Source organism: Alkalihalobacterium sp. TH-98 (genome assembly GCF_057473385.1).
Genome location: NZ_JBYCKM010000045.1, coordinates 195,343 through 215,496, shown reverse-complemented (window position 1 = coordinate 215,496; position 20,154 = coordinate 195,343). Strand labels below are relative to the sequence as shown.

Here is a 20,154-nt window from a genome sequence, read left to right as displayed (position 1 = left end):
CCTCTTTATGAAGAACACTACGTCTTTCATACACTGTCATAATGATTACTACGTTAGAGTTATACGGTCGATTTATTTTTCCCCAAGCAAAATCGGTATGTGATTCGGCGTGACTATTCCATTAATTCTTTTTTCAATTATTCCTTTTTCGTTTACTAGAAAAGTTGTTGGGATACCAACAATATGGTACTTTTTCATTACTTTCCCGTCTACATCAAATACGACATCATACTCAGCTTTGTATTGCGATAAGAATGGTCGGACATCGTTTGCGTTTCTCTCTTGACTCGTCATATTTACACCAAGCATAACGATATTTTTATCCTTTAACTGATCATCTAAATTAACTAATAGAGGCATCTCTTCCTGACACGGCGGACACCATGTTGCAAAGAAATTTAAAATTACTTTTTGACCCCTATACTCTTCTAGGGAGACTGTTTTACCTTCTAAGTTTAATAATTCAAAGTTTGGTGCTACTTCATTTTCAAATGCCCCAACTTTTGAAGTCGCAGCTACTGCTTCATCTACCTGTCTAAATATGTGATGTGACCCTTCATATAGATAGGCAACACCAAATAACAGAAAGAATAAAAAACAACTATATATTGCATTTTTTCGATGTTGCATCTCTTCACCCCTTTTTTACGAACTGTTTTTTGTCTGTTATACTAATTTATACGTCTAATGAAATGAGGTTAGTTATGAATATCCTTCAACTTGCAGCACTTACTATGACCATCATCTTAGGATTATATGTTATTATGACGAACCAACTAAATTACACTAATGATTTATTGTTTTTTGTCCTCCTTCTAATTACGATAGGTACTTTTTCAACCCACGTATGGAAAAAGAAACGAAAGCGGTAGTTCTGTTATCTGACCGCTTGTTGCTTTTGCTCTAAAGCTAAAATCATCTCCTCAACTATTTTTTCAGCAGCTGTAGGTTTCTTAATCTTTCTAGCCGAATGTTGCATCTCTTCACTCAGCTTTTTCTGAAATAAAACTCTTTTAATAATTAACGGTAATTCTTCATCATCCTGTATTTTTACTGCTGCTCCTTTTTCAACTAAATATTGGGCATTATGTTCCTCATGGCCTGGAACAGGTTTATATATAATAATTGGTGTTTCACAAATTAGCGCTTCTGACATCGTTAAGCCGCCTGACTTTGAAATCACCACATCACTAGCCCGTAAATAGTCTAAGAAACGATCGGTAAATGGTAGTACTTTCAGACGATGCTTGCTTTTATAACTTTCTATTTTTTTTGCTGCTTTAGTATTGGTCCCTGTCATACAAATAATTGTTAATTCTTCATTACTTTTTTCTAGCGCTCGAATTACCTTTACATATTTAGCAAGACCAAATCCCCCACCAGCAATCAAGACAATTTTTTTATTCTCATCCAATCCTAGCAGCTCACGGCTTTTGGATTTCGTTGATGTAAATGCGGGATGACCTGGTACAGGAATCCCTGTTAAACAAAAGCGATCAACTGGATAGTTATTCTTTTTAGCAAAATGAAAAGATGTTGGATCAGCTGTGAAATACCGGTCAACGCCTTCTCTTAAGTATGCTGGGTGCATTAAAAAGTCAGTGATCACATAATAAATGGGAATATTTATATTCCTTTTCTTCTTTACAGTTGTCAGAAATGGTGTAACAAACGGATGTGTTGAAATAACAAATGGGACATTCTCTTCTTCTGCAATCAGTCTATGAAGCCGGTCCGTAAATAATGTGCTAAATCGATCAATATACAGAAAATATGATTGTTTTTCCGCATTAAAATAAATCTTCCTCCAAACTGCTGGGCCTAATTTTAATAAGTTTAAATAACTCTTTACAATACAATGATGCAATAGTGGACTCAGCTTATAAAACGTATCAATGATTTTTGGGGAATACCCTTTTTTTTCAAGCTCAGTGCACAGAGCTTTAGCAGCTTGTTGATGACCTTGTCCAATTGAAGCTGAAAAAATTAATGGTCTGGCCTTCATCCTGTTTTCCCTCTTTCCCTCAACTAAAATAGTCGATAACCTTCTCTTTCAACAACCTTTATTAAAATATTATTCGTAAAAGAAGAGAAAACATACCCTATTACAAATTCTTGATAATATCTTAATATGAGTAATCTTATTTACTCTTACGTCATAATTCGATAAGATGGTGTATACATACGTTTTTTGGAAAGGAAGAGATAGATGAAAACTGTTTTCTCTGGTATTCAACCGAGTGGAACGTTAACATTAGGAAATTATTTAGGTGCAATGAAACATTTTGTTGAATTGCAAGACGATCACAATTGTTTTTTTTGTATCGTAGATCAACATGCAATTACAGTGCCACAAGATAAAGCGGAATTACGAAAAAATATAAAGAGTTTAGCTGCACTTTATATTGCTGCAGGGATTGACCCTGAAAAGTCAACATTATTCATTCAATCTGAAGTTCCTGCCCATGCACAATTAGGGTGGATCATGCAATGTGTATCCTATATCGGTGAGCTTGAAAGAATGACACAATTCAAGGATAAATCCGATGGAAAAGAAGCTGTGTCAGCAGCGTTACTTACATATCCTCCATTAATGGCTGCTGATATCCTTCTTTACCAAACCGACATCGTACCTGTGGGTGAAGACCAAAAGCAGCACTTAGAATTAACTAGAGATTTAGCCGAACGTTTTAACAGAAAATATAACGATATCTTTACTATTCCTGAAGTTCAAATTCCTAAAGTTGGGGCTCGTATTATGTCCTTAAATGACCCTTCTAAGAAAATGAGTAAATCGAACCCGAATGCAAAAAGCTATATTTCAATGCTAGATGATGAGAAAACCATCATTAAGAAGATGAAAAGTGCTGTAACAGATTCGGATAACTCTGTTCATTATGATAAGGAGAATAAGCCAGCTATTGCAAACTTAATGTCGATCTATTCCCTATGTTCCGGTAAATCATATGAAGAGATTACTTCGATGTATGAAAGCAGTGGATATGGAGAATTTAAGGAAGATTTGGCAAATGTTGTCGTAGAGACATTAAATCCAATCCGTGAGCGCTATGAAGAGTTAATTAATTCACCTGAATTAGATGACATTTTAGATCATGGAGCAGAAAAAGCAAACCGCGCTGCTACAAAAATGCTCGCAAAAGCAGAACGTGCCATGGGATTAGGAAGAAAAAGACGTTAAAAAAACAAGGAGTAGAGAACCCTCTACTCCTTGTTTTCTTATAGAGAATGTTCAAAAAGTTTGTCCTCCTTTTTAAACACGCACTTATAATGTATGATTGCATTAATATCCTTTTTGCTTCTTCCAAATCGCACCAACTAAGAAAGAAACTCCAAATGTTCCAACTACTACTACAACTGTAAGAAGTTGCATTAGAAAGTGTACAAATCCATCCACGACTATCCCTCCTACCAAAGATTTAGAACATCCATACACAGTTCTATAGAGATCTACTATTATATTATAGAGAACAAAGACTATCGTGTAAATGTCTGAAAGAACGTTTCCAAAAATGCTCACAATTTAAGAAAACTTTAGGTTCATTAATTAAAGATAAAGATCCCGTGGTTGGAGCAACATCCTACTGGTAAAAACACATGGTTACCTATATAAATCTTAATCCAAGCCTGTTTTTGCAATATTAGGAAATTCCAAGGTTTTAAATGCTCATTCTGGTTCATTTTTTACAGTACTAGGAAGATCTGGGGTTATAAACGCTCTTTCCGGCCCGCTTTTTACAGGATTAGGAAGATCCGGGATTATAAACGCTCTTTCCGGCCCGCTTTTCACAGGATTAGTAAGACCCAGGATTATAAACGCTTTTTACAGCCCGCTTTTTACAGGATTAGGAGGAATTGGTCCAGAGTCCGCTTTTTTTCTGTCCAACTTCATACAGATTAGAAAGTAGGTTAAGTCTCTGCTTGTTCCTGTCCTAATTTTTTTTACAATCCTAGTCAAGGTCAGTTTCGCTCATACCGTCCTCAATACTTAGTTTGAACAAAAAAAGGAGAACAAAGTGTCCTCCTCTTTACTTTATGTAACATTACTTTACGCTTTCACCATGCTCAAGCTCCCACAGTTTTTCAAAGAAGGGTTGTCCTTTTACAATAGCCTCACACAGGTGATAATGTCTCTTTGACCAGCCATTTCTCACTTCTTCAAAGAGGCCGTCCCAAACCTCTTCAAAACTCATCGCTTGAATTTCCATGTATTTTGCAGGTTCCCACTCCGTATACCAGTATCTGATTTCAGCTGCATTTCCAGTGGAATAAAGTTGATCGAGTGCCATAAAAAGCAATTGCTTAAGTTGACGTTCTTTCCTCGTCAATCCCCTCATCTCTTCAGGACTAGGAGATAATATATGGTACTCTTTTTGAAACTCAACTTCATCAAGGTCATATACTTCCATAGTTTCTGACTCGATTAATTCTAAGACGATTTGTTCTTGTCTTGGTGTTAGTCTGCTTTTACGGATCGGTGTTTTATATCCGATCGTATCGACTGCCATAATACGTTCTCCATCAGTTGCTATAAAGCAATAATCGAGTTGAATACGCGACATATTTTTTCTCAGATAACTTTTTCGATGGACATCTTCTAACAATTTTTCTGGTAAATCTGCAAGATTATTTTCAATGTAACTAAATAATTGTTGAGATACCTTGACAACAATCGCTTGATCTAGCACTTCGATCCTGTCATCAGTTCTCCATTCATAAAAATCACACACATTGTAACCATTTTCTTCACCTTCGAACCAATTAATCCAAACATCCCGAATGTGGACCAACAAAATCGCCCCCCTCACGTATATGTGCTTGTACCATCAGTATAGTCAGAGGTTAGGCAATTTATTCCACAAGTACTATATTCATTCCAAATAAAAATTATGCTACTTTTTTCGATGGGTTGGCCAATATATAGATAATGTTATAATAATTGCGCCGATGATAACCATATAAAGTTCAATCCTTGTTGAGATAAAGCGGAGATACGTCACGAAATCGTATCCAGCAGTTAATAAATTTAAATACGCAAGTAAGCTGACTCCACCTGCTACAGCTAAGCCAAATCCGACTAATAAAGAAAACACCCTAAAAATTCGCATCTCCTCCCTTCTTCTAATAGGTGCTCGTCCGTACCTAACTGTTCTCTTTTTTATATTGGCTGTTAATAGAAAAAACCCTCTTTACAAACTAAAAAGAGGGCAACTTAATCTTTAAAATCGGAATGTTTTAAAATGATTTCTGAGTCTAGTGAAAGTAATTTTTGTATACTAACCGGTTTCTGTTCCATCATCGAGAGGACCATTTCAAATCCCATAGCATACCCAGACCATAAAGGGATACCTAAAGACTCGCTTCCGAATAAAAAAGGACGGTGATAATACTTACCTTTCACTCGTATTCTTTCTTTATAGAAATGATCCCATAAGGTCTGCAGCTTATCTTTGGTGAATTGATTATGCCATTTTCCGAGTGCTCGTTCCCCGCATTTTACTTTGACCGCATATTCAGCCATTCCTTCAATTAGGAGGGAATCAAGTAACGTTAATTCAGGTTCTCTTTTACTTAAGTGCATTAATCGACAACTGTGGTTATATTCATGTGTTAGAAGTGTTTTAAGGTCGAAGTGATTCGTTTTGGTTGTTACAAACAATATCACCTTATCTTGAAATCCGATTCCCATTTTTCCGCCTAAATCGTTCATAATAACTTCATTATCTTCATTTCCTGGTAATAGAATGACTTTAACTGGCGGCCCTTCCCATTCTTGTTTCAGTTCAAGATATACTTTTTGGACATATGCCCACATCTTTAGTTTTTTCATGTGCATATAAATTGAATTCACTTCTTGATCTGGTGAAAACAGACCCTGTTCAAGTAATGAACGGTGAAGAATATGAAGAGGTAGATGATAAAAATGACGCGAAACGGGTTCAATGATCGTTTTCATTTGAACATTCCAGTTATTGTATCTAAAAGAAGCTTTGCTTGATGCTTCAATAAACCCCTTAATCCATCGGTCAGTTGCAACTGTTCCCATATCAACTCTTCCTTTCTTCACATTACTATTGTATGCATTCACGTAAAGTTTGCTAAGGTGTTTGCCCTGAAACTATTGACATCATCTACATCTTATGTAAAAAAAGAAAGTAAGTGAAAGGAGATACCGTACATGAAAACAGAGCGTGAAAAACAATTTGAAGCTTACTATAGACAAATCGTGGAGGTTGAACAAAGTATAGAAGGTCTAAACGAGAAAGCCGCGCATCTAGGAATTGAAACTCGTTTTATTTCTTTTAAATTATTTAAAGAACAAGTTGAACAGCTTGAAGAGATCCAAGCTTATTTTAATGAAGTAAAAATGGCTCCAGACCAAAATACGTCTGAAGCCATCCTTACAATTTCTTTAAAACAATTTCATCAATTTATTCAAAGTTTAAAGTCTTGATTCGCCTACTTTTATTAAGTTATACGATATCTAGAACATCTTTTTTTACTGTAACTTCAATAGGGGTTTCCCCAATGATTTCACCATCCCCATGGATAATAACAGGAATATCAGAAATAACTTTGATATTTTTTCCTTTTAAAACAGTTACGGCTGGATGATTAATATGCTGGCCTAAAAATACTTTAGGAAAGATTTGCAGGATCTTAAACTTTGAGACGTTATTCACGATACACACATCAAAAGCTCCATCATCACTTATCGCATGAGGACAAATGTACATCCCACCACCATAGTAAGGTAAATTAGCCACTGCGATTAACCAGACTTTTTCATATTCATAAGTGACATCATCAAGCTCTACTGTAACTTTCGTTGGTTTATATTTAAATAATAGTTTTAGTACGATAATCAAATAAGTAAATTTTCCAAGGCCTAGACTATTTAATATTTTTTTTGATTTTGACTCATTAGCTAACTGTGCGACTTTTCCATCAAAGCCGATGCCAATGACCGTCATACATATACGTTCCCCAATATGAAGTATATCAATTTTTTTCTTCTCACCAGATAAAATTCGTTCAAGTGCAAGTTCATAATTTTTAGGAATTGACATTGAGCGAGCATAGTCATTGCCCGTCCCTGCTGGAATGATTCCTAATGGAATTTTCATATGTTGCAAGCAATTTACTACATCATGTACCGTTCCATCTCCACCTACAACGACAACTGCCGTTACTGAGTCAGCGTTTAAAGATTTGACAATTTCGGCTGCATGAGCTTTATCTCTGGTCAAATGGGCCTTAAAGTTTGTTTTTTTATTAATTAATATTTTTTCAATCGATTTCCAAACGATCTCCCCTCTTCCATTTCCAGAAATAGGGTTAACAATAAACACATACATGACGTCACGCTCCCGACAATACCAAACTGGACACATCTTAATAAACGTTCAACTTTATATATTAGTTATAATTTTTATTTCCATTTTTTCCGTATACATTTTATTTATTCGAAACTTAACGGTATATACATATAAACTTTGTATTAAAAATAAGAAAGCCTCGCGGTAATAAAGGTAAGAAATCATAAATAAAATTTGAAATTCAGCATCAAAATCAACCTATTATATATAAAGATACCATAAAGTCTTTTAATTTCACTGTAAATTATGACATAAAAAGTTTTTATTGACACTTTTTCGCCATAGATTATATAATAAAATTAACTGAAAATTTTAAACCGAATTGTTTTAAAATACTTACTTATTTTTCATAAAGGGTTAGCAGTGCATCGCTGTGAGTATTTCGCAGAGGTGAAATGAGAACCTAAGTGTAAAAGATAAGTAATGGTTCGAAATAATCGGTATATTTCTTTTTTTTAAAGAGATATACCGTTTTTTTACGTAACTTTTGCTATACTTAGGAGATGGAGGTGGGTGCTATGAAGAAGAAAGGACTTCTTGAATCTGAGATTAGCAAAACATTAACGCAATGGGAAAAGGAATACTTAGGTAGAGGCTCTGTCCAAGTTAAGACCGACATTCTAAGAAATCTACTAATTATTCAACTAAAAGGTATTCTAACACCTGCTGAACAAGCGTTAACAAGATCTGAAACAGGTATGTTAGCCGTCAAACGCAATCGATCAGAACTGATCGAAACAGGGAGTGCTGACTTAAAAAAACTCATTCAAGAGATGACGGGTGTCGAAGCAAGGTGCTTCCATACCGATATAAGCACTAGAAGTGGCGAGCGGATCATTGTGTTTACTTTGGCTGAAGACTTAGAAGCCAAACTAGAGAACTAATTTAATATTTTGGGAGATTTATTTCAATATCAATTGATACGGAAATGATAGACCAGCCTGTTTGTTGAAACTTACAAGGCTGGTCTTTTTCTGTTTAAATGGTTCCCTAAATCATGAAACAGTAAGGAGTGGAGAACATAATGTTACAAATGGTTATAGAGAATTTACTAAACCCGGCTGTACTCTTCTTTGTCCTCGGTATGGTAGCGGTTGCCCTTGGCTCTAATTTCACGTTTCCTAAAGCTCTTGGGGAAACATTGAGTTTATATTTATTAATTGCGATTGGTTTAAAAGGCGGGATTGAACTTTCACAGTTTTCAATTACAGAAGTTACGAAGCCAATACTAGGTACTATATTTTTAGGTACTCTTACTCCGATCCTCACTTTAATTTACTTAAGAAAAGTTGTTAAGCTTGATACCAAAAATGCAATTGCTTTAGCTGCGACTTATGGATCTGTAAGTATTGTCACGTATGGTGCAGCTGCAGCTTTTCTAGAAAACCGAGCCGTCAATTATGAAGCGTTTATGAATGCAATGGTTGTGTTAATGGAAATACCCGCAATTTTAATAGCACTCGTTTTACTTGAATTTTTAAAGGACCGAAACACCGAAGAGACTTCAGTTCGTAAAGTTGGTATTGTTGCACCTGCCTTTTCGTTTAAGTTAAGTAAAGAGCAACTACGTGAATGCTTCTTAGGTAAAAGTATTTTGTTACTAGCGGGAAGTTTAGTCATTGGGATGATTATTGGATTAGATGGAAAACCGCTAATTCAACCATTATTTATTGATTTGTACCCAAGTATGCTGACATTGTTCCTATTAAATATGGGTCTTATCGCTGGACAGCGGTTAGCCGTTGTTCGTAAACATGGCTTAAAATTACTTTCTTTTGCTATATTCATGCCAATTGTTTATGGAGTGTTAGGTGTATTTGTCGGTATGGCTTGTGGATTATCAGTTGGAGGAGCAACACTTATGGGCGTATTGGCAGCTAGTGCCTCGTATATTGCAGCACCAGCAGCTATGAGCACATCGGTTCCAGATGCCAATCCTTCGATTTATTTAGGGTTAGCACTCGGGATTACATTTCCATTTAACTTAACTTTAGGTATCCCTATCTTTTACTCAATTGCACAGTGGTTATATTAAACTAAAATCATTGGGTAAAAGTATCAATTACTAAAATAATACCCTTTATTGCCTGCAAGCTTTAAAGTAAAGGGGTAATTTGGGAAGAAGAAACCATCCGAGAAATCGCACCACCCAAATTCTCTCAGCAAAAAGACTTGAGATTTTATATCTCAAGTCTTTTTCTGATTTATTTCTCGTATTGGTTGAAGTGTGATTATTTTTTCCACGTTCTGCAAATCACCCTTACCTACATGGTTCTGATGCTTTAATCCCAGCAATCATTATCCTTCCTTTACTCACCGTCGTTCTATGCTTGCTAAAAACTCGGGAGTTCTTTTCGCAACTTGTTCTTCCATTCTTTGCAAGCCTCGGATCCCAACTAATTGATTATTTTTCCCTACTACTTTTAAATACCCATAAATACTCACATCTAAAAATAGTGCATCGTCTTTTTTCACCGTAACATACAAATCATCAGCTAGCCTATACTTCCTTCCAAATAGATCTTCAAATACTTGATCTTTAGCAATAAGCTTAGTTTCAAAATTATCAAATCCATAATCAAATAAACGGTACATATCACGATACGCATGTTTAGATGACGGTGCATTTAATGTTACTGCGATTAATTCCGTTTCTCCTTGTTGAACAGAAGTAACTAACGTGTAACCTGATTTTTGCACATAACCATTTTTTATTCCAGTAGCTCCTTCATAGTTCCAAAGCATCCGGTTATGATTATAAATCGTTGTTTCCCAACCTTCACCGATCCAAGGCAACTCTTTCGTACTGACAATTTCTCGGAACGTATCGTTTTTCATCGCATATTGCGCGATTTTGGCCATATCGTATGCAGTCGTGTAATGGTCCTCATCGAATAAGCCATGGGGGTTAGTGAAGTTCGTGTTATTCACTCCAACTTTTTCGCGCACAAATTGGTTCATTTTCCTTGCAAAGTTCATTTCACTTTCTGAAATGTGTTCAGCTATAGCTAACCCCGCATCATTACCTGAACTTATTAATAGGCCTTGGACGAGTTTTTTTAACTCGACTTCTTCTCCTTCTAAAAGGTATACACGGGTGCCAATTACTTCACGTGCATTTTTACTAACAATAACGGTATCGGATAAATTAGCTTCCTCTATCGCAAGGATGCCAGTAATAATTTTTGTAATGCTAGCAGGATACATTTGCTGCTCACTATTTATTTCATAAAGTACTTTACCAGACTTCCCATCTATTAATATAACAGCCTCACTAAAAAGGCCCTCCGAAAAATCAACTTTTACAGAAGCGTCAACTGTTCCATTTCCAAATAAGTATAAAGATAAATATAAGATCAACACACCACTCATTCTCCTTAACATGCTTTCCCTCCTTTTACCTAAGTTATAGTATATTAAAAAAATAGTGATTTTTGTGTTAATTTATGATGACACTTTGATTACAAAAAAGAAGGCTGACTCATTAATGTCAGCCTTCTAAACTATTTTTACTTACTCTAATATTATCCCTTAAATAATTGAACGAACATTTTTCCATACGGTCCACCATTAATGATCCCAATTCCTACTTCAGTATATTGTTGATTTAATATGTTAGCTCGGTGTCCGCTTGAGTTCATTAATGCTCGATGTGCACCCTCTACTGTTTGATTTCCTGCTAAGTTTTCTCCTGCCGTTCTGTACGAAACCCCATAGTGTTGTAACATATCAAAAGGAGAGCCGTAAGTCGGTGACTGATGAGCAAAGTAATTGTGATTAATCATATCTTGCGCCTTTACACGTGCCACTTTGGTCAGCTCTGTATTTACCTTTAAAGGAGGCAATCCGACTTTAGCACGTTCTTCATTTACTAAGTTAACCATTTGTTGTTCCTCAGCTGTTATTCCTGTTTGAACTTGTTTACTTGGCTGAGTCGGCTGCGGTTGATTAGGTTGTTGTGATGTCGGTGTGTTCACTGTAGATTGATCAGGCTTAGCCGCTTTTGGTTGTTCTTTTTTCGGTTGCTCGACTTTTATCGTCTCTTTTGACTGTTCTGTATGATTTTGATTTTGTTGAAGCGGTTCTCTCTTCACAGGTTCCACTTTTACATTTGGAAATTTCGCTTGGATTCTTTCTACAATCATTTGAAGATCTTGATTGGAATTAAAATCTCTTAATAGATTGTCTAATTGCTGTTGATTCATAGTATTAGAAAAAACTTGAACATGATAGTTAGTTGTTACTTTTGTTTGCTTCTCAGTAGAAGCATTTGCACCTGTTGCAAAAAAACTGGTCATTAAAAGGGCAGCAAATGATGTTGTTAGTATTTTTTTCACTGTAATTCCTCCATTTACTTTGTTTTAGACGAAGAGCCTTCGACTACTTCAATGTAGCATATAAAAAGGTAAAGTCGATGTCACCTTTTCCCATTTTTACGGATTTCACAATATCCCACAATTCGACCGATCTATATAAATAAAAGAATACATTGTACTTTCAATGTTTTTGTTTCTCTTAGTTTTCTGAAACTTTTGAGACAATTACACAATTAGTAATAGATTCGTAATATTACTCTCAACCACTTGTCCTATAAAGGTTTTTTAACCGGTCTCTATCAATTGGAAAAGATCTACTAAGGTAATCGACTCTAATTCTTGTTAGCCTAGGTTGAGAGCTTGCTAGAACAAGAGGAGGAATTACAACATGAAAAAAAGAATATGGTTATCTAGTTTTATCGTTACTGTTACTTTATTAGTATTTGGGTTTACATCAACTGCAGATGCAAATTCAACTCACACTGTACGATCTGGAGAAAGCTTATGGACGATTGGAAACCATTATGGTGTTCCTATAGCATCTATCCAAAGAGCCAACAATAAGACTTCAAGTACGATTTTTGCTGGAGAAAGATTAACGATCCCTGCCAGTGTTTCTGCTAGTGATAGAGATTTAATGGCACGCTTAGTTCGTGCTGAAGCTGAAGGTGAACCGTATGCCGGGAAAGTCGCAGTTGCAACGGTTGTTTTAAATCGTGTAGATCATAAAGATTTCCCTAACACTGTTCGTGGCGTTATTAACGAAGTATCAAACGGACATTACGCATTCTCACCGGTACAAAACGGACGAATTAATCGGGCAGCTGACGCTCAATCTATTCGTGCTGTTAATGAAGCTTTAGCATTTAGAGGACAAGGCTCAGGGTCTTTATTCTTCTATAATCCACGTATCGCAACAAACCATTGGATCGCTACTCGTCAGCATACAATTACAATTGGTAATCACGTATTTGCAAGATAAGCGATTTTAAAGGCGCATTGGATTTATTTTTCCTCCAATGCGCCTTTACATATTATAAGAAAAAGATAATTAACTGAGATGCAATCGCTACGAATATTAGTGCAAAAGGATAGGCTGCTGCATAAGCTATCGCAGGGTCATTAGAGTCAATGAGTTGATTTACAGCACCTAATCCAGGGGTACTTGTCATTCCCCCGCAAAGTGCACCTAATGAGTGAATAACACTTAGCTTAAATAAGCTCCTCGCAATAAAATAGCCTAAAATGATTGGGGTTAATGTAATCACTGTTCCCCCTAATACAAGTCTTAGACCTTCGGTTTGAATAACTTCTACAAGCCCTTGTCCCGCAGTTGTTCCAGCCCCCGCTAAAAACAGGACGAGCCCGAGATCGCGTATGACGGCATTAGCAGGTTCATAATACCGTGCTTGTATCGGTCCTAACTTGCCAAAGTGGCCGATAATCAACGCAACAAATAATGGACCACCCGCAACACCTAGTGTAATCGTACCTAGACCAGGCAGATAAAATGGTACCATCCCAACTAAAATACCGAGGATTAAAATTATACTTAGAGAAAAGATATGTACGTTTGTAACTGTTAATTTTCTTCTAGTGAATAACTTCTCGACATTATCTAGTCGATCTTCACTACTTACGATTGTTAATACGTCTCCGCGTTCTAAACGCATTCTTGGACTTTGGTTAAGCTCAATCCCGTTTCGCTCAACACGAGTAACAGTGATACCATAATCTCTGCGTAAGCGTAATTCCCTAATACTTTTTCCAATGATATCATCTGATGCAACCATAACTTTACGAAGTTTAATGTTATCCGCATTATTAAGATCTACATCTACTTTTTTACCTACGTATTGACAGAACTTCTCAAGGTCTGTTTTTTTTCCTACCGTAACGAGTTTATCTCCTATTAATAAAACTGTATCGTTTAGCGCAATAATTGTTCGTTGGTTACGAATCACACGACTAATCACAACAGAACTAACTTTTGGAAACTTCAATTCACTTAATGTTTTTTTGTTAATTTGCGAATTAGTGACTTCTATGGTCATGACTTCTGGTGATTCATTATTACGAACTGGATTATTAGCCTCATTTAAATCTTGAACAAGGTCAATTTTGCTCAATCTAGGTAATAACTGAACAAATAATACAACAGCTAAAACACCAAAAGGATAGGCAATTCCGTACCCAACTGAAGCAAGTGGGTCATTGGTTGCTTGAAGAGCAGCTGCTAATCCCGGAGTACTTGTTAAAGCACCTGTCATTAGACCGACACTAAGTGCCGGTGACAGATTAAATACTTTTGATACGATAATTGTCGTTACAACAGAAACGAAGACAACCAGTAAAGCGATTATACCGAATACTAAACCATTTGTTCGCATCATTCTAAAGAAACGTGGTCCTGCTTGTAGACCTACAGCAACAATAAATAAGCTAAGTCCGAAACTTTGGACAACCTGTGACACCTCATATCCAAAGTGACCAAATACCATCGCTACAAGAAGCACTCCTGCTGTTCCTAATCGCAAACCTTTTATACTTAACTGTCCGAACCATGATCCTAAAAATAATATGACAAACAATAATAGCAGTGGTTCTTGAAGCAATGCAGCGACGAATGTCATTTTGATTTCCTCCAAATTTGTTCAATGATGAAATATAAATCGAATTCAATTTCCCTTTTTTTAACTTTATACTGGAAGAATGTATTTTTTATGAATTTCTCCAAAACTAATCTTTTTTAGTGCATATCTCATTAGTAAAATTCAACTTTTTGACAAAAAAGAAGAAACGAAAATCAATTAGATTAACGCTTCCATTTTTCTCTTCCTTATTATTCATCCAATTTTATAATACTAACCACTTTAGATTGACCGGGGTATGATTCTAGAACAATATCATATTCTACAGCTACTTTATCTCCAACGTGTAAACTTTCAAATAACTCTTGTTCCTCAACCTCAAACCAAATCCCTCCATGTCCTTGGTTAAGTAGTTCATCTAAGTCAAGTCGATCAAGTTGATCTTTCGTCACATTTTCAATCACCAATATCCGATTTACTTCTTTTCCTACAATTATCCCTGTCATTTCTGATAAGTCGGTCTCTTCACTTTGCCCGCATCCAACGAATAGAAAGGCAAAAACAAGCAATAATGACCATAGCTTCCTCATGAATATAACACCCCTTTAAATTAATCTCTATATATATTGACGTATTCAATATGGCAAAGTTACAAGTCAGAAAAAAATTTTTATTTGCAGTGAACGTTTTTACCGCTGTGATCGTATTAGTTCTACATAGTATATAGGTGGTGAACAATCTATGATTTTAGTTGAACAGTTAAACAAATCATTTGAAACTCACAAGGTGATAGAGAACATAAGCTTTTCCATTGCGGAGGGGCAAATTGTTGGTCTAATTGGCCCCAATGGTTCCGGTAAAACAACATTAATACGCTTAATGAACGGTATTATCGGGACGAATGGCGGAGTGATACAAATTAACGGCTTATCTCCAAATGAAAATGGTGATGACGTCCGGTCCTTTTGTGGGACAATGACAGAAAATGCCGGTTTGTATGAAGAAATGACAGGACGCGATAACTTAATATTTTTTGCTTCTCTTTATCTAAATGTAGATCGAGAAAGGATAGAAGAATTAATTCATCTTTTTCATTTAGAACCTTTTATTGATCGGAAAGTTGGAACGTATAGTACAGGGATGAAAAAACGGCTTGGTCTAGCAAAAGTTCTACTTCATCGACCGAAAATTTTATTTCTTGATGAGCCAACAAATGGACTAGATCCAGACGGAATTCGTCTCGTTCTCTCTTATTTAAAACGATTAAATCAAGAGGAGAATACGACCATCGTCATCTGTTCTCACGTCCTTGAACAGTTGGAGAACGTTTGTGACCGCTATATTTTTATTGAAGAAGGTAAAAAAATTGAAGAAGGCACAAAACAAGAGTTAGAGAAAAAGTATCTACATGAAATTCAATTAAAGATTACCGGTGATTTTCCGCTTTCTTTGCTAACAGACTTACAAATTCCAGTTACTAAAGAAGTCGACGGAATTCAAGTTTCCCTTCCAGACCTTGAAACTGTCTCTAATGTTTTGAAGCAAATTACAGATCGTGGAAAGCTGTATTCTGCTGAAATTTTAAACAATAACTTAGAAGCATTGTACTTTACAATAAGAAGGAGTGACCACCATGAATAATAAAGCGATGTGGTCCATTGCTATAAAGGATATGAGAGCTATTACTTCAAACATTCAAATCTGGTTACCGATGCTCATTGTTCCGCTCATTTTAGGGGTCGTCCTTCCTAGCGCCCTACTGATCACGGCTAGATTTTTTGATTTATCGATGGTAGGAAATACAAATATGATTGTAGACGTTATTCAAGATCTTCCTGAAGGTGGATTAAGAGAGTCACTTGAAGTCCTCCCCACTCTCAACCACCAACTCATTTATTTTTTCATGATCTATGGATTTACACCATTTTTTATGCTTATTCCAGCAATGGCTTCAAGTGTGATTTCTGCGAATAGTTTTGTCGGTGAAAAAGAACGAAAGACGTTAGAAAGTTTGCTTTTTGCTCCAATCTCAATGAAGACTATTTTTGTTGGAAAAATACTATCAGCATTTATTCCTGCTGTTACTATTACTTTTTTTACATCCATCTTATATGGTATCGTTACAAATATCATTGCTTATCCTTTGTTTAACCAAATGATTTTCCCTACATGGGGATGGGTCATTCTAATTATTTGGATTACCCCATTGCTAAGTTTACTAGTCATTTTGTTTAATATTATTATTTCAGCTAAAGTAAAAGGGTATCAAGAAGCGTATCAGCTTGGCAGTATCATCGTTCTTCCGATTGTTGCACTAGTCGTCAGCCAATTAACAGGTTTACTTTTTCTGAGTAATATTGTTTTGGTTTTAATCGGATTTATTATACTGATCTTGAACTTCATCTTTCTGCATTTTGCGGCTAAATGGAATGATCGATTTCGTTTATCTGAACAACAAATTTAAGGAGCTGTCTCTCGCAGCTCCTTAAATTTTCTCATTTTTTTCTTTTTTGCTTCAACGATTGCCCCCATCTTTCGATAAAATAAATAGAGGGGGGAAAGTTATGAACCGAATTACAAGAATTTCTTCTTTACGTGCCAATCGAATTCGTGCAAACTACGTCAATCGAATGAGTGCACAACATGTTAGTAAGATAGAACCGTTAGCTCCTGTGGAAAAAGGGAAAAATAACAGTGAACAGCCTTCAGAGAATTATTTAGATTCCTATGACCGTTACTATGAAAAGCTCAATGAGTTAAAAAAAGAGTTTAAAACCTTTTATCATCGTGAACAAGAGTTACTAGCTGCGATATACGACTTAGATAGTTATCAACAAGAAATTGTTAAACATACAGATAGTTTAGTTAAAAAGTATAATCAAGCACTCAAAGCCCTCTATACGTTTGATCAAGCGGTCAACGGTCAACACGTCATAAACGTTCGACAAACGTTACAAACGTTTCAGTCAGAAATGAAGCAGTTAGGAATTAATGAAGATGAATTAGGTTATTTATACTTTGAGCCTAAAAAGTTTGTAAACTTTATTCGAAACGATGAGTCTAACTTTGAAGAATTACTTATTCAATTCAGACAGTTGATCATCAAAAGCTATAAATCATTGACAAAAATTCGCATTAATAGTGAACAGAACAACCCTTACGAAGCGAAACCATTCGAATATAAAGGTCTCATTATTGAAGAAGAGACATAATATGCCCAAATCGATAGCTTGATTTCCAATTTCGGGGAGGTTAAACCATTGCAAATCATTATTTCACACGTAAATACAGATTTTGATGCATTAGCATCCATGCTAGCCGCAAAAAAACTTTTTCCCAATGCAAAACTAGTCGTTTCAGATAAACAAAATGCAGCTGTTAATCAATTTTTAGCCATCTACCGAGATAGTATCGACTTAATCCAAGACCATCTCATCGAATGGTCCGCCGTTACAGAGCTCATATTAGTAGACGTTGCTTCACTTGAGAGAACAGGCAATTATGCTAAAGAGATCAACATAGAAGATGTCCAAATTACAGTCTATGATCATCATCCACCTCAAGATGATGATGTAAAAAGCCTGAATGGTACAATTGAACTAGTTGGCGCAACAGTAACTTTATTAATTGAAGAAATAAGAAAACGATCGTTACCTGTTTCGTCCTTTGAAGCGACTGTTTTTGGTTTAGGTATTTATACTGACACCGGCTCATTTACTTATTCGAACACAACTTCAAGAGACTTGGCAGCAGCAAGCTTCCTCATGGATCAGGGAATGAATTTAGAAATCATTCAACGCTTTTCTGATCAAATGTTATTTCAACAACAGCAAGAAATATTTAACCACCTTCTTCTCCAGTCAACGGAATATGAAATGGACGGTTTAAACATTATAGTCAGTTCCTATCAACAGAAAAAATTTCAAGGCGGCCTAGCAACATTGACGAGGAAATTATTAGAAACTACAGGTGCTGACGCAGTTCTAACAATTGTAGAAATGCAAAAGCGTGTTTATATCGTCGGAAGAGCTAGTTCTGACCGAATTAACTTTCTTCCTCTCGTTACCGAATGGGGTGGTGGCGGACATGAAAAAGCAGCATCAGCAACACTGAAGAAAGTAGACTTAGAAGCTGTCGTTCCGCAAGTCATTAGTAAATTAGAACAAATACTCAAGCCCGCTATTACAGCTCGAGTTATCATGGCGAGTCCAGTTAAATCGATTCCTCCAGAAATGACAATCGAAGAAGCTGCGAACTTAATGTACCGTTATGGACATACAGGTTTCCCGATTGTAAAAGACGACGAACTAGTCGGCATTATATCCCGTCGTGATTTAGATAAGGCAACACATCATGGTTTAGGACACGCACCTGTAAAAGCATATATGAGTTCAAAAGTGATCTCTATTCATCCTGATACATCTTTAGAAGAAATTCAGACGACCATGATTAAGTATGATATCGGTCGATTACCAGTTGTCGACCAAGGAAAGCTAGTTGGAATTTTATCGCGTACAAACGTCATTGAAATTTTACATAATCAGGCGTTAAAAGAAGACTTGCAGCAATCTGCAATCAATGAATTGCATAACAACATGCGGGCAAAAATGAAAAATCAATTACCACAAGCGGTGTTTCAGTTATTAAAAGAAATTGGGACTACAGCTACTCGTTCGAATACTTCCGCTTTTTTGATTGGCGGTATCGTTCGAGATATTATTTTAGGGCGACCAAACGACGATATCGATATTGTTGTAGAAGGAGACGGTATTCGCTTCTCTCATCAATTAGTTAAGGACTACGGTGGTGAAGTCAAAACACATGAAGATTTTGGAACTGCAACCTGGACTCATTCAACAGGGCTTAAAATTGATATTACCTCTTCAAGGCTCGAATTTTATGACCATCCTGCTGCCTTACCTGACGTTGAGCACTCAACATTAAAGGAAGATTTATACCGTCGGGATTTTACGATTAATGCGATGGCCATCTGTTTAGATCAAAAAAAGTTTGGTCAACTTGTTGATCCGTTTCAAGGCAAAACACACCTTGAAGAAAAAAAGATTAAAGTCTTATATAATTTAAGTTTTATTGAAGACCCCACTCGGATTTTACGAGCAGTTCGTTTTGAAACCCGTTTTCAATTTTCAATGGACGACCATACAAAAGATTTGGCACTCATTTCAATAGATAAAATGAAGGCGTTATCAGCAACTAGAATTAACCATGAATTGGAAAAGCTTTTTACTGAAGATCATCCTTCACAAGCAGTAAAACGATTATTCGAGCTTCAGTTTTGGCAGCAATTCGGCATTCAAGCATCTCATCTAACAAAGTGCTTTAAGCACGGTCAGCAGCTTGAAGAGTTTTACAAACACAAGCATGCCTATACAACACTAAGCCAGAAGCCAAGTTGGTTTATATACTTTTTACTCCCGTTTTATTATGAAAACGACTTGAAAGGAGCTCAACGATTTGCATTAACAAAAAAAGATAATAAGTTATTGAAAGAAATTTCAGATTTAAAAGCCCATAATCCTTGGAAACACCTTTCTGATATTGGTGAACTGCACCGACTACTAAAATCATATTCCGTGGAGTCTATTGTATTTTTTATTACAAATGAACTACCGTACGATGAACGTGTTATAAACTATTTACAAACCCGTGAAAGTCTTCCAACTTATTTAACAGGCGAAGATTTAAAAAGCTCAGGCCTTAAACCAGGTCCCTTATTTTCATCTGTCCTCCTAGACCTTGAAATCGCCGTTTTAAATAATCAAGTTCAAACTAAGGAACAAGCATTCAAATGGCTTAAAGAAAAAATCAAATGAACGAAACGAACATGTT

Annotated in this window: 20 protein-coding genes; 10 read left to right on the top strand and 10 right to left on the bottom strand. The window is 36.0% G+C overall.

Annotated features, from left to right (window positions below):
* Positions 1-72 precede the first annotated feature (72 nt).
* Complete coding sequence (locus AC2VNP_RS16675) at positions 73-630, bottom strand: peroxiredoxin family protein (RefSeq protein ID WP_486918417.1); 558 nt, start codon at positions 628-630, stop codon at positions 73-75.
* Positions 631-704: 74 nt separating this feature from the next.
* Between AC2VNP_RS16675 and AC2VNP_RS16670 the strand changes: the two genes are divergently transcribed.
* Entirely contained in the window at positions 705-872 is a 168-nt protein-coding gene (locus AC2VNP_RS16670) for a hypothetical protein (RefSeq protein ID WP_486918416.1), read from the top strand.
* Between the two features lie 5 nt (positions 873-877).
* Here the strand turns inward: AC2VNP_RS16670 and AC2VNP_RS16665 are convergent, their stop codons facing one another.
* Entirely contained in the window at positions 878-2,005 is a 1,128-nt protein-coding gene (locus AC2VNP_RS16665; RefSeq protein WP_486918415.1) for an MGDG synthase family glycosyltransferase, read from the bottom strand.
* Positions 2,006-2,209: 204 nt separating this feature from the next.
* Here AC2VNP_RS16665 and trpS point away from each other — a divergent pair, with 204 nt between their 5' ends.
* Positions 2,210-3,199, top strand: coding sequence for a tryptophan--tRNA ligase (gene trpS, locus AC2VNP_RS16660; RefSeq protein ID WP_486918414.1), 990 nt, complete (start codon positions 2,210-2,212; stop codon positions 3,197-3,199).
* 862 nt (positions 3,200-4,061) lie between these two features.
* On the opposite strand, the gene AC2VNP_RS16655 is transcribed toward trpS, so the two are convergent.
* The 3 genes from AC2VNP_RS16655 to AC2VNP_RS16645 all read right to left on the bottom strand — a co-directional run bounded on the left by AC2VNP_RS16655 (position 4,062) and on the right by AC2VNP_RS16645 (position 6,064).
* Positions 4,062-4,808 carry a DUF3603 family protein gene (locus AC2VNP_RS16655; RefSeq protein WP_486918413.1) on the bottom strand — a complete coding sequence of 249 codons (747 nt, stop codon included), beginning with the start codon at positions 4,806-4,808 and terminating at the stop codon, positions 4,062-4,064.
* Positions 4,809-4,910: 102 nt separating this feature from the next.
* On the bottom strand, positions 4,911-5,126 hold the full coding sequence (locus AC2VNP_RS16650) for a YuzI family membrane protein (RefSeq protein ID WP_275117251.1): 216 nt from the start codon (positions 5,124-5,126) through the stop codon (positions 4,911-4,913).
* Between the two features lie 104 nt (positions 5,127-5,230).
* Positions 5,231-6,064, bottom strand: coding sequence for a DUF2268 domain-containing putative Zn-dependent protease (locus AC2VNP_RS16645; protein ID WP_486918412.1), 834 nt, complete (start codon positions 6,062-6,064; stop codon positions 5,231-5,233).
* Between the two features lie 132 nt (positions 6,065-6,196).
* On the opposite strand from AC2VNP_RS16645, the gene AC2VNP_RS16640 reads away from it, so the two are divergent.
* Positions 6,197-6,472, top strand: coding sequence for a hypothetical protein (locus AC2VNP_RS16640; protein ID WP_486918411.1), 276 nt, complete (start codon positions 6,197-6,199; stop codon positions 6,470-6,472).
* Positions 6,473-6,491: 19 nt separating this feature from the next.
* Here AC2VNP_RS16640 and AC2VNP_RS16635 read toward each other — a convergent pair whose 3' ends face one another.
* Positions 6,492-7,376: a diacylglycerol/lipid kinase family protein gene (locus tag AC2VNP_RS16635; RefSeq protein WP_486918410.1), complete on the bottom strand. Its 885-nt coding sequence runs from the start codon at positions 7,374-7,376 to the stop codon at positions 6,492-6,494.
* Positions 7,377-7,915: 539 nt separating this feature from the next.
* On the opposite strand from AC2VNP_RS16635, the gene AC2VNP_RS16630 reads away from it, so the two are divergent.
* Together AC2VNP_RS16630 and AC2VNP_RS16625 are read left to right on the top strand one after the other, a co-directional pair.
* Positions 7,916-8,281 carry a Na-translocating system protein MpsC family protein gene (locus AC2VNP_RS16630; RefSeq protein ID WP_486918409.1) on the top strand — a complete coding sequence of 122 codons (366 nt, stop codon included), beginning with the start codon at positions 7,916-7,918 and terminating at the stop codon, positions 8,279-8,281.
* 140 nt (positions 8,282-8,421) lie between these two features.
* Positions 8,422-9,432, top strand: a complete 1,011-nt coding sequence (locus AC2VNP_RS16625; RefSeq protein ID WP_486918408.1) for a sodium-dependent bicarbonate transport family permease — start codon at positions 8,422-8,424, stop codon at positions 9,430-9,432.
* Between the two features lie 278 nt (positions 9,433-9,710).
* On the opposite strand, the gene AC2VNP_RS16620 is transcribed toward AC2VNP_RS16625, so the two are convergent.
* Positions 9,711-10,781, bottom strand: coding sequence for a D-alanyl-D-alanine carboxypeptidase family protein (locus AC2VNP_RS16620; protein WP_486918407.1), 1,071 nt, complete (start codon positions 10,779-10,781; stop codon positions 9,711-9,713).
* Between the two features lie 140 nt (positions 10,782-10,921).
* Entirely contained in the window at positions 10,922-11,734 is an 813-nt protein-coding gene (locus AC2VNP_RS16615; protein WP_486918406.1) for a CAP domain-containing protein, read from the bottom strand.
* A gap of 367 nt (positions 11,735-12,101) precedes the next feature.
* Here AC2VNP_RS16615 and AC2VNP_RS16610 point away from each other — a divergent pair, with 367 nt between their 5' ends.
* Positions 12,102-12,695, top strand: coding sequence for a cell wall hydrolase (locus AC2VNP_RS16610; RefSeq protein ID WP_486918405.1), 594 nt, complete (start codon positions 12,102-12,104; stop codon positions 12,693-12,695).
* 52 nt (positions 12,696-12,747) lie between these two features.
* On the opposite strand, the gene AC2VNP_RS16605 is transcribed toward AC2VNP_RS16610, so the two are convergent.
* On the bottom strand, positions 12,748-14,346 hold the full coding sequence (locus tag AC2VNP_RS16605; protein WP_486918404.1) for an aspartate:alanine exchanger family transporter: 1,599 nt from the start codon (positions 14,344-14,346) through the stop codon (positions 12,748-12,750).
* Positions 14,347-14,555: 209 nt separating this feature from the next.
* Entirely contained in the window at positions 14,556-14,894 is a 339-nt protein-coding gene (locus tag AC2VNP_RS16600; protein WP_486918403.1) for a DUF3221 domain-containing protein, read from the bottom strand.
* Between the two features lie 151 nt (positions 14,895-15,045).
* Here AC2VNP_RS16600 and AC2VNP_RS16595 point away from each other — a divergent pair, with 151 nt between their 5' ends.
* The 4 genes from AC2VNP_RS16595 (at position 15,046) to AC2VNP_RS16580 (ending at position 20,138) form a co-directional block, all read left to right on the top strand.
* Positions 15,046-15,945, top strand: coding sequence for an ABC transporter ATP-binding protein (locus AC2VNP_RS16595; RefSeq protein WP_486918402.1), 900 nt, complete (start codon positions 15,046-15,048; stop codon positions 15,943-15,945).
* Complete coding sequence (locus tag AC2VNP_RS16590) at positions 15,938-16,768, top strand: ABC transporter permease subunit (protein ID WP_486918401.1); 831 nt, start codon at positions 15,938-15,940, stop codon at positions 16,766-16,768. Before AC2VNP_RS16595 ends, AC2VNP_RS16590 begins: the two co-directional genes overlap by 8 nt.
* Positions 16,769-16,868: 100 nt before the next feature.
* Complete coding sequence (locus tag AC2VNP_RS16585; RefSeq protein WP_486918400.1) at positions 16,869-17,516, top strand: hypothetical protein; 648 nt, start codon at positions 16,869-16,871, stop codon at positions 17,514-17,516.
* A gap of 48 nt (positions 17,517-17,564) precedes the next feature.
* Positions 17,565-20,138 carry a CBS domain-containing protein gene (locus AC2VNP_RS16580; protein WP_486918399.1) on the top strand — a complete coding sequence of 858 codons (2,574 nt, stop codon included), beginning with the start codon at positions 17,565-17,567 and terminating at the stop codon, positions 20,136-20,138.
* Positions 20,139-20,154: the final 16 nt, after the last annotated feature.

Coding starts and splice junctions, on each gene's coding strand:
- AC2VNP_RS16635 (WP_486918410.1), bottom strand. CDS start 7,376: ATGTATGTGTTTATTGTTAACCCTATTTCTGGAAATGGAAGAGGGGAG.
- trpS (WP_486918414.1), top strand. CDS start 2,210: ATGAAAACTGTTTTCTCTGGTATTCAACCGAGTGGAACGTTAACATTA.
- AC2VNP_RS16650 (WP_275117251.1), bottom strand. CDS start 5,126: ATGCGAATTTTTAGGGTGTTTTCTTTATTAGTCGGATTTGGCTTAGCT.
- AC2VNP_RS16630 (WP_486918409.1), top strand. CDS start 7,916: ATGAAGAAGAAAGGACTTCTTGAATCTGAGATTAGCAAAACATTAACG.
- AC2VNP_RS16670 (WP_486918416.1), top strand. CDS start 705: ATGAATATCCTTCAACTTGCAGCACTTACTATGACCATCATCTTAGGA.
- AC2VNP_RS16625 (WP_486918408.1), top strand. CDS start 8,422: ATGTTACAAATGGTTATAGAGAATTTACTAAACCCGGCTGTACTCTTC.
- AC2VNP_RS16645 (WP_486918412.1), bottom strand. CDS start 6,064: ATGGGAACAGTTGCAACTGACCGATGGATTAAGGGGTTTATTGAAGCA.
- AC2VNP_RS16605 (WP_486918404.1), bottom strand. CDS start 14,346: ATGACATTCGTCGCTGCATTGCTTCAAGAACCACTGCTATTATTGTTT.
- AC2VNP_RS16610 (WP_486918405.1), top strand. CDS start 12,102: ATGAAAAAAAGAATATGGTTATCTAGTTTTATCGTTACTGTTACTTTA.
- AC2VNP_RS16675 (WP_486918417.1), bottom strand. CDS start 630: ATGCAACATCGAAAAAATGCAATATATAGTTGTTTTTTATTCTTTCTG.
- AC2VNP_RS16620 (WP_486918407.1), bottom strand. CDS start 10,781: ATGTTAAGGAGAATGAGTGGTGTGTTGATCTTATATTTATCTTTATAC.
- AC2VNP_RS16600 (WP_486918403.1), bottom strand. CDS start 14,894: ATGAGGAAGCTATGGTCATTATTGCTTGTTTTTGCCTTTCTATTCGTT.
- AC2VNP_RS16590 (WP_486918401.1), top strand. CDS start 15,938: ATGAATAATAAAGCGATGTGGTCCATTGCTATAAAGGATATGAGAGCT.
- AC2VNP_RS16640 (WP_486918411.1), top strand. CDS start 6,197: ATGAAAACAGAGCGTGAAAAACAATTTGAAGCTTACTATAGACAAATC.
- AC2VNP_RS16595 (WP_486918402.1), top strand. CDS start 15,046: ATGATTTTAGTTGAACAGTTAAACAAATCATTTGAAACTCACAAGGTG.
- AC2VNP_RS16585 (WP_486918400.1), top strand. CDS start 16,869: ATGAACCGAATTACAAGAATTTCTTCTTTACGTGCCAATCGAATTCGT.
- AC2VNP_RS16665 (WP_486918415.1), bottom strand. CDS start 2,005: ATGAAGGCCAGACCATTAATTTTTTCAGCTTCAATTGGACAAGGTCAT.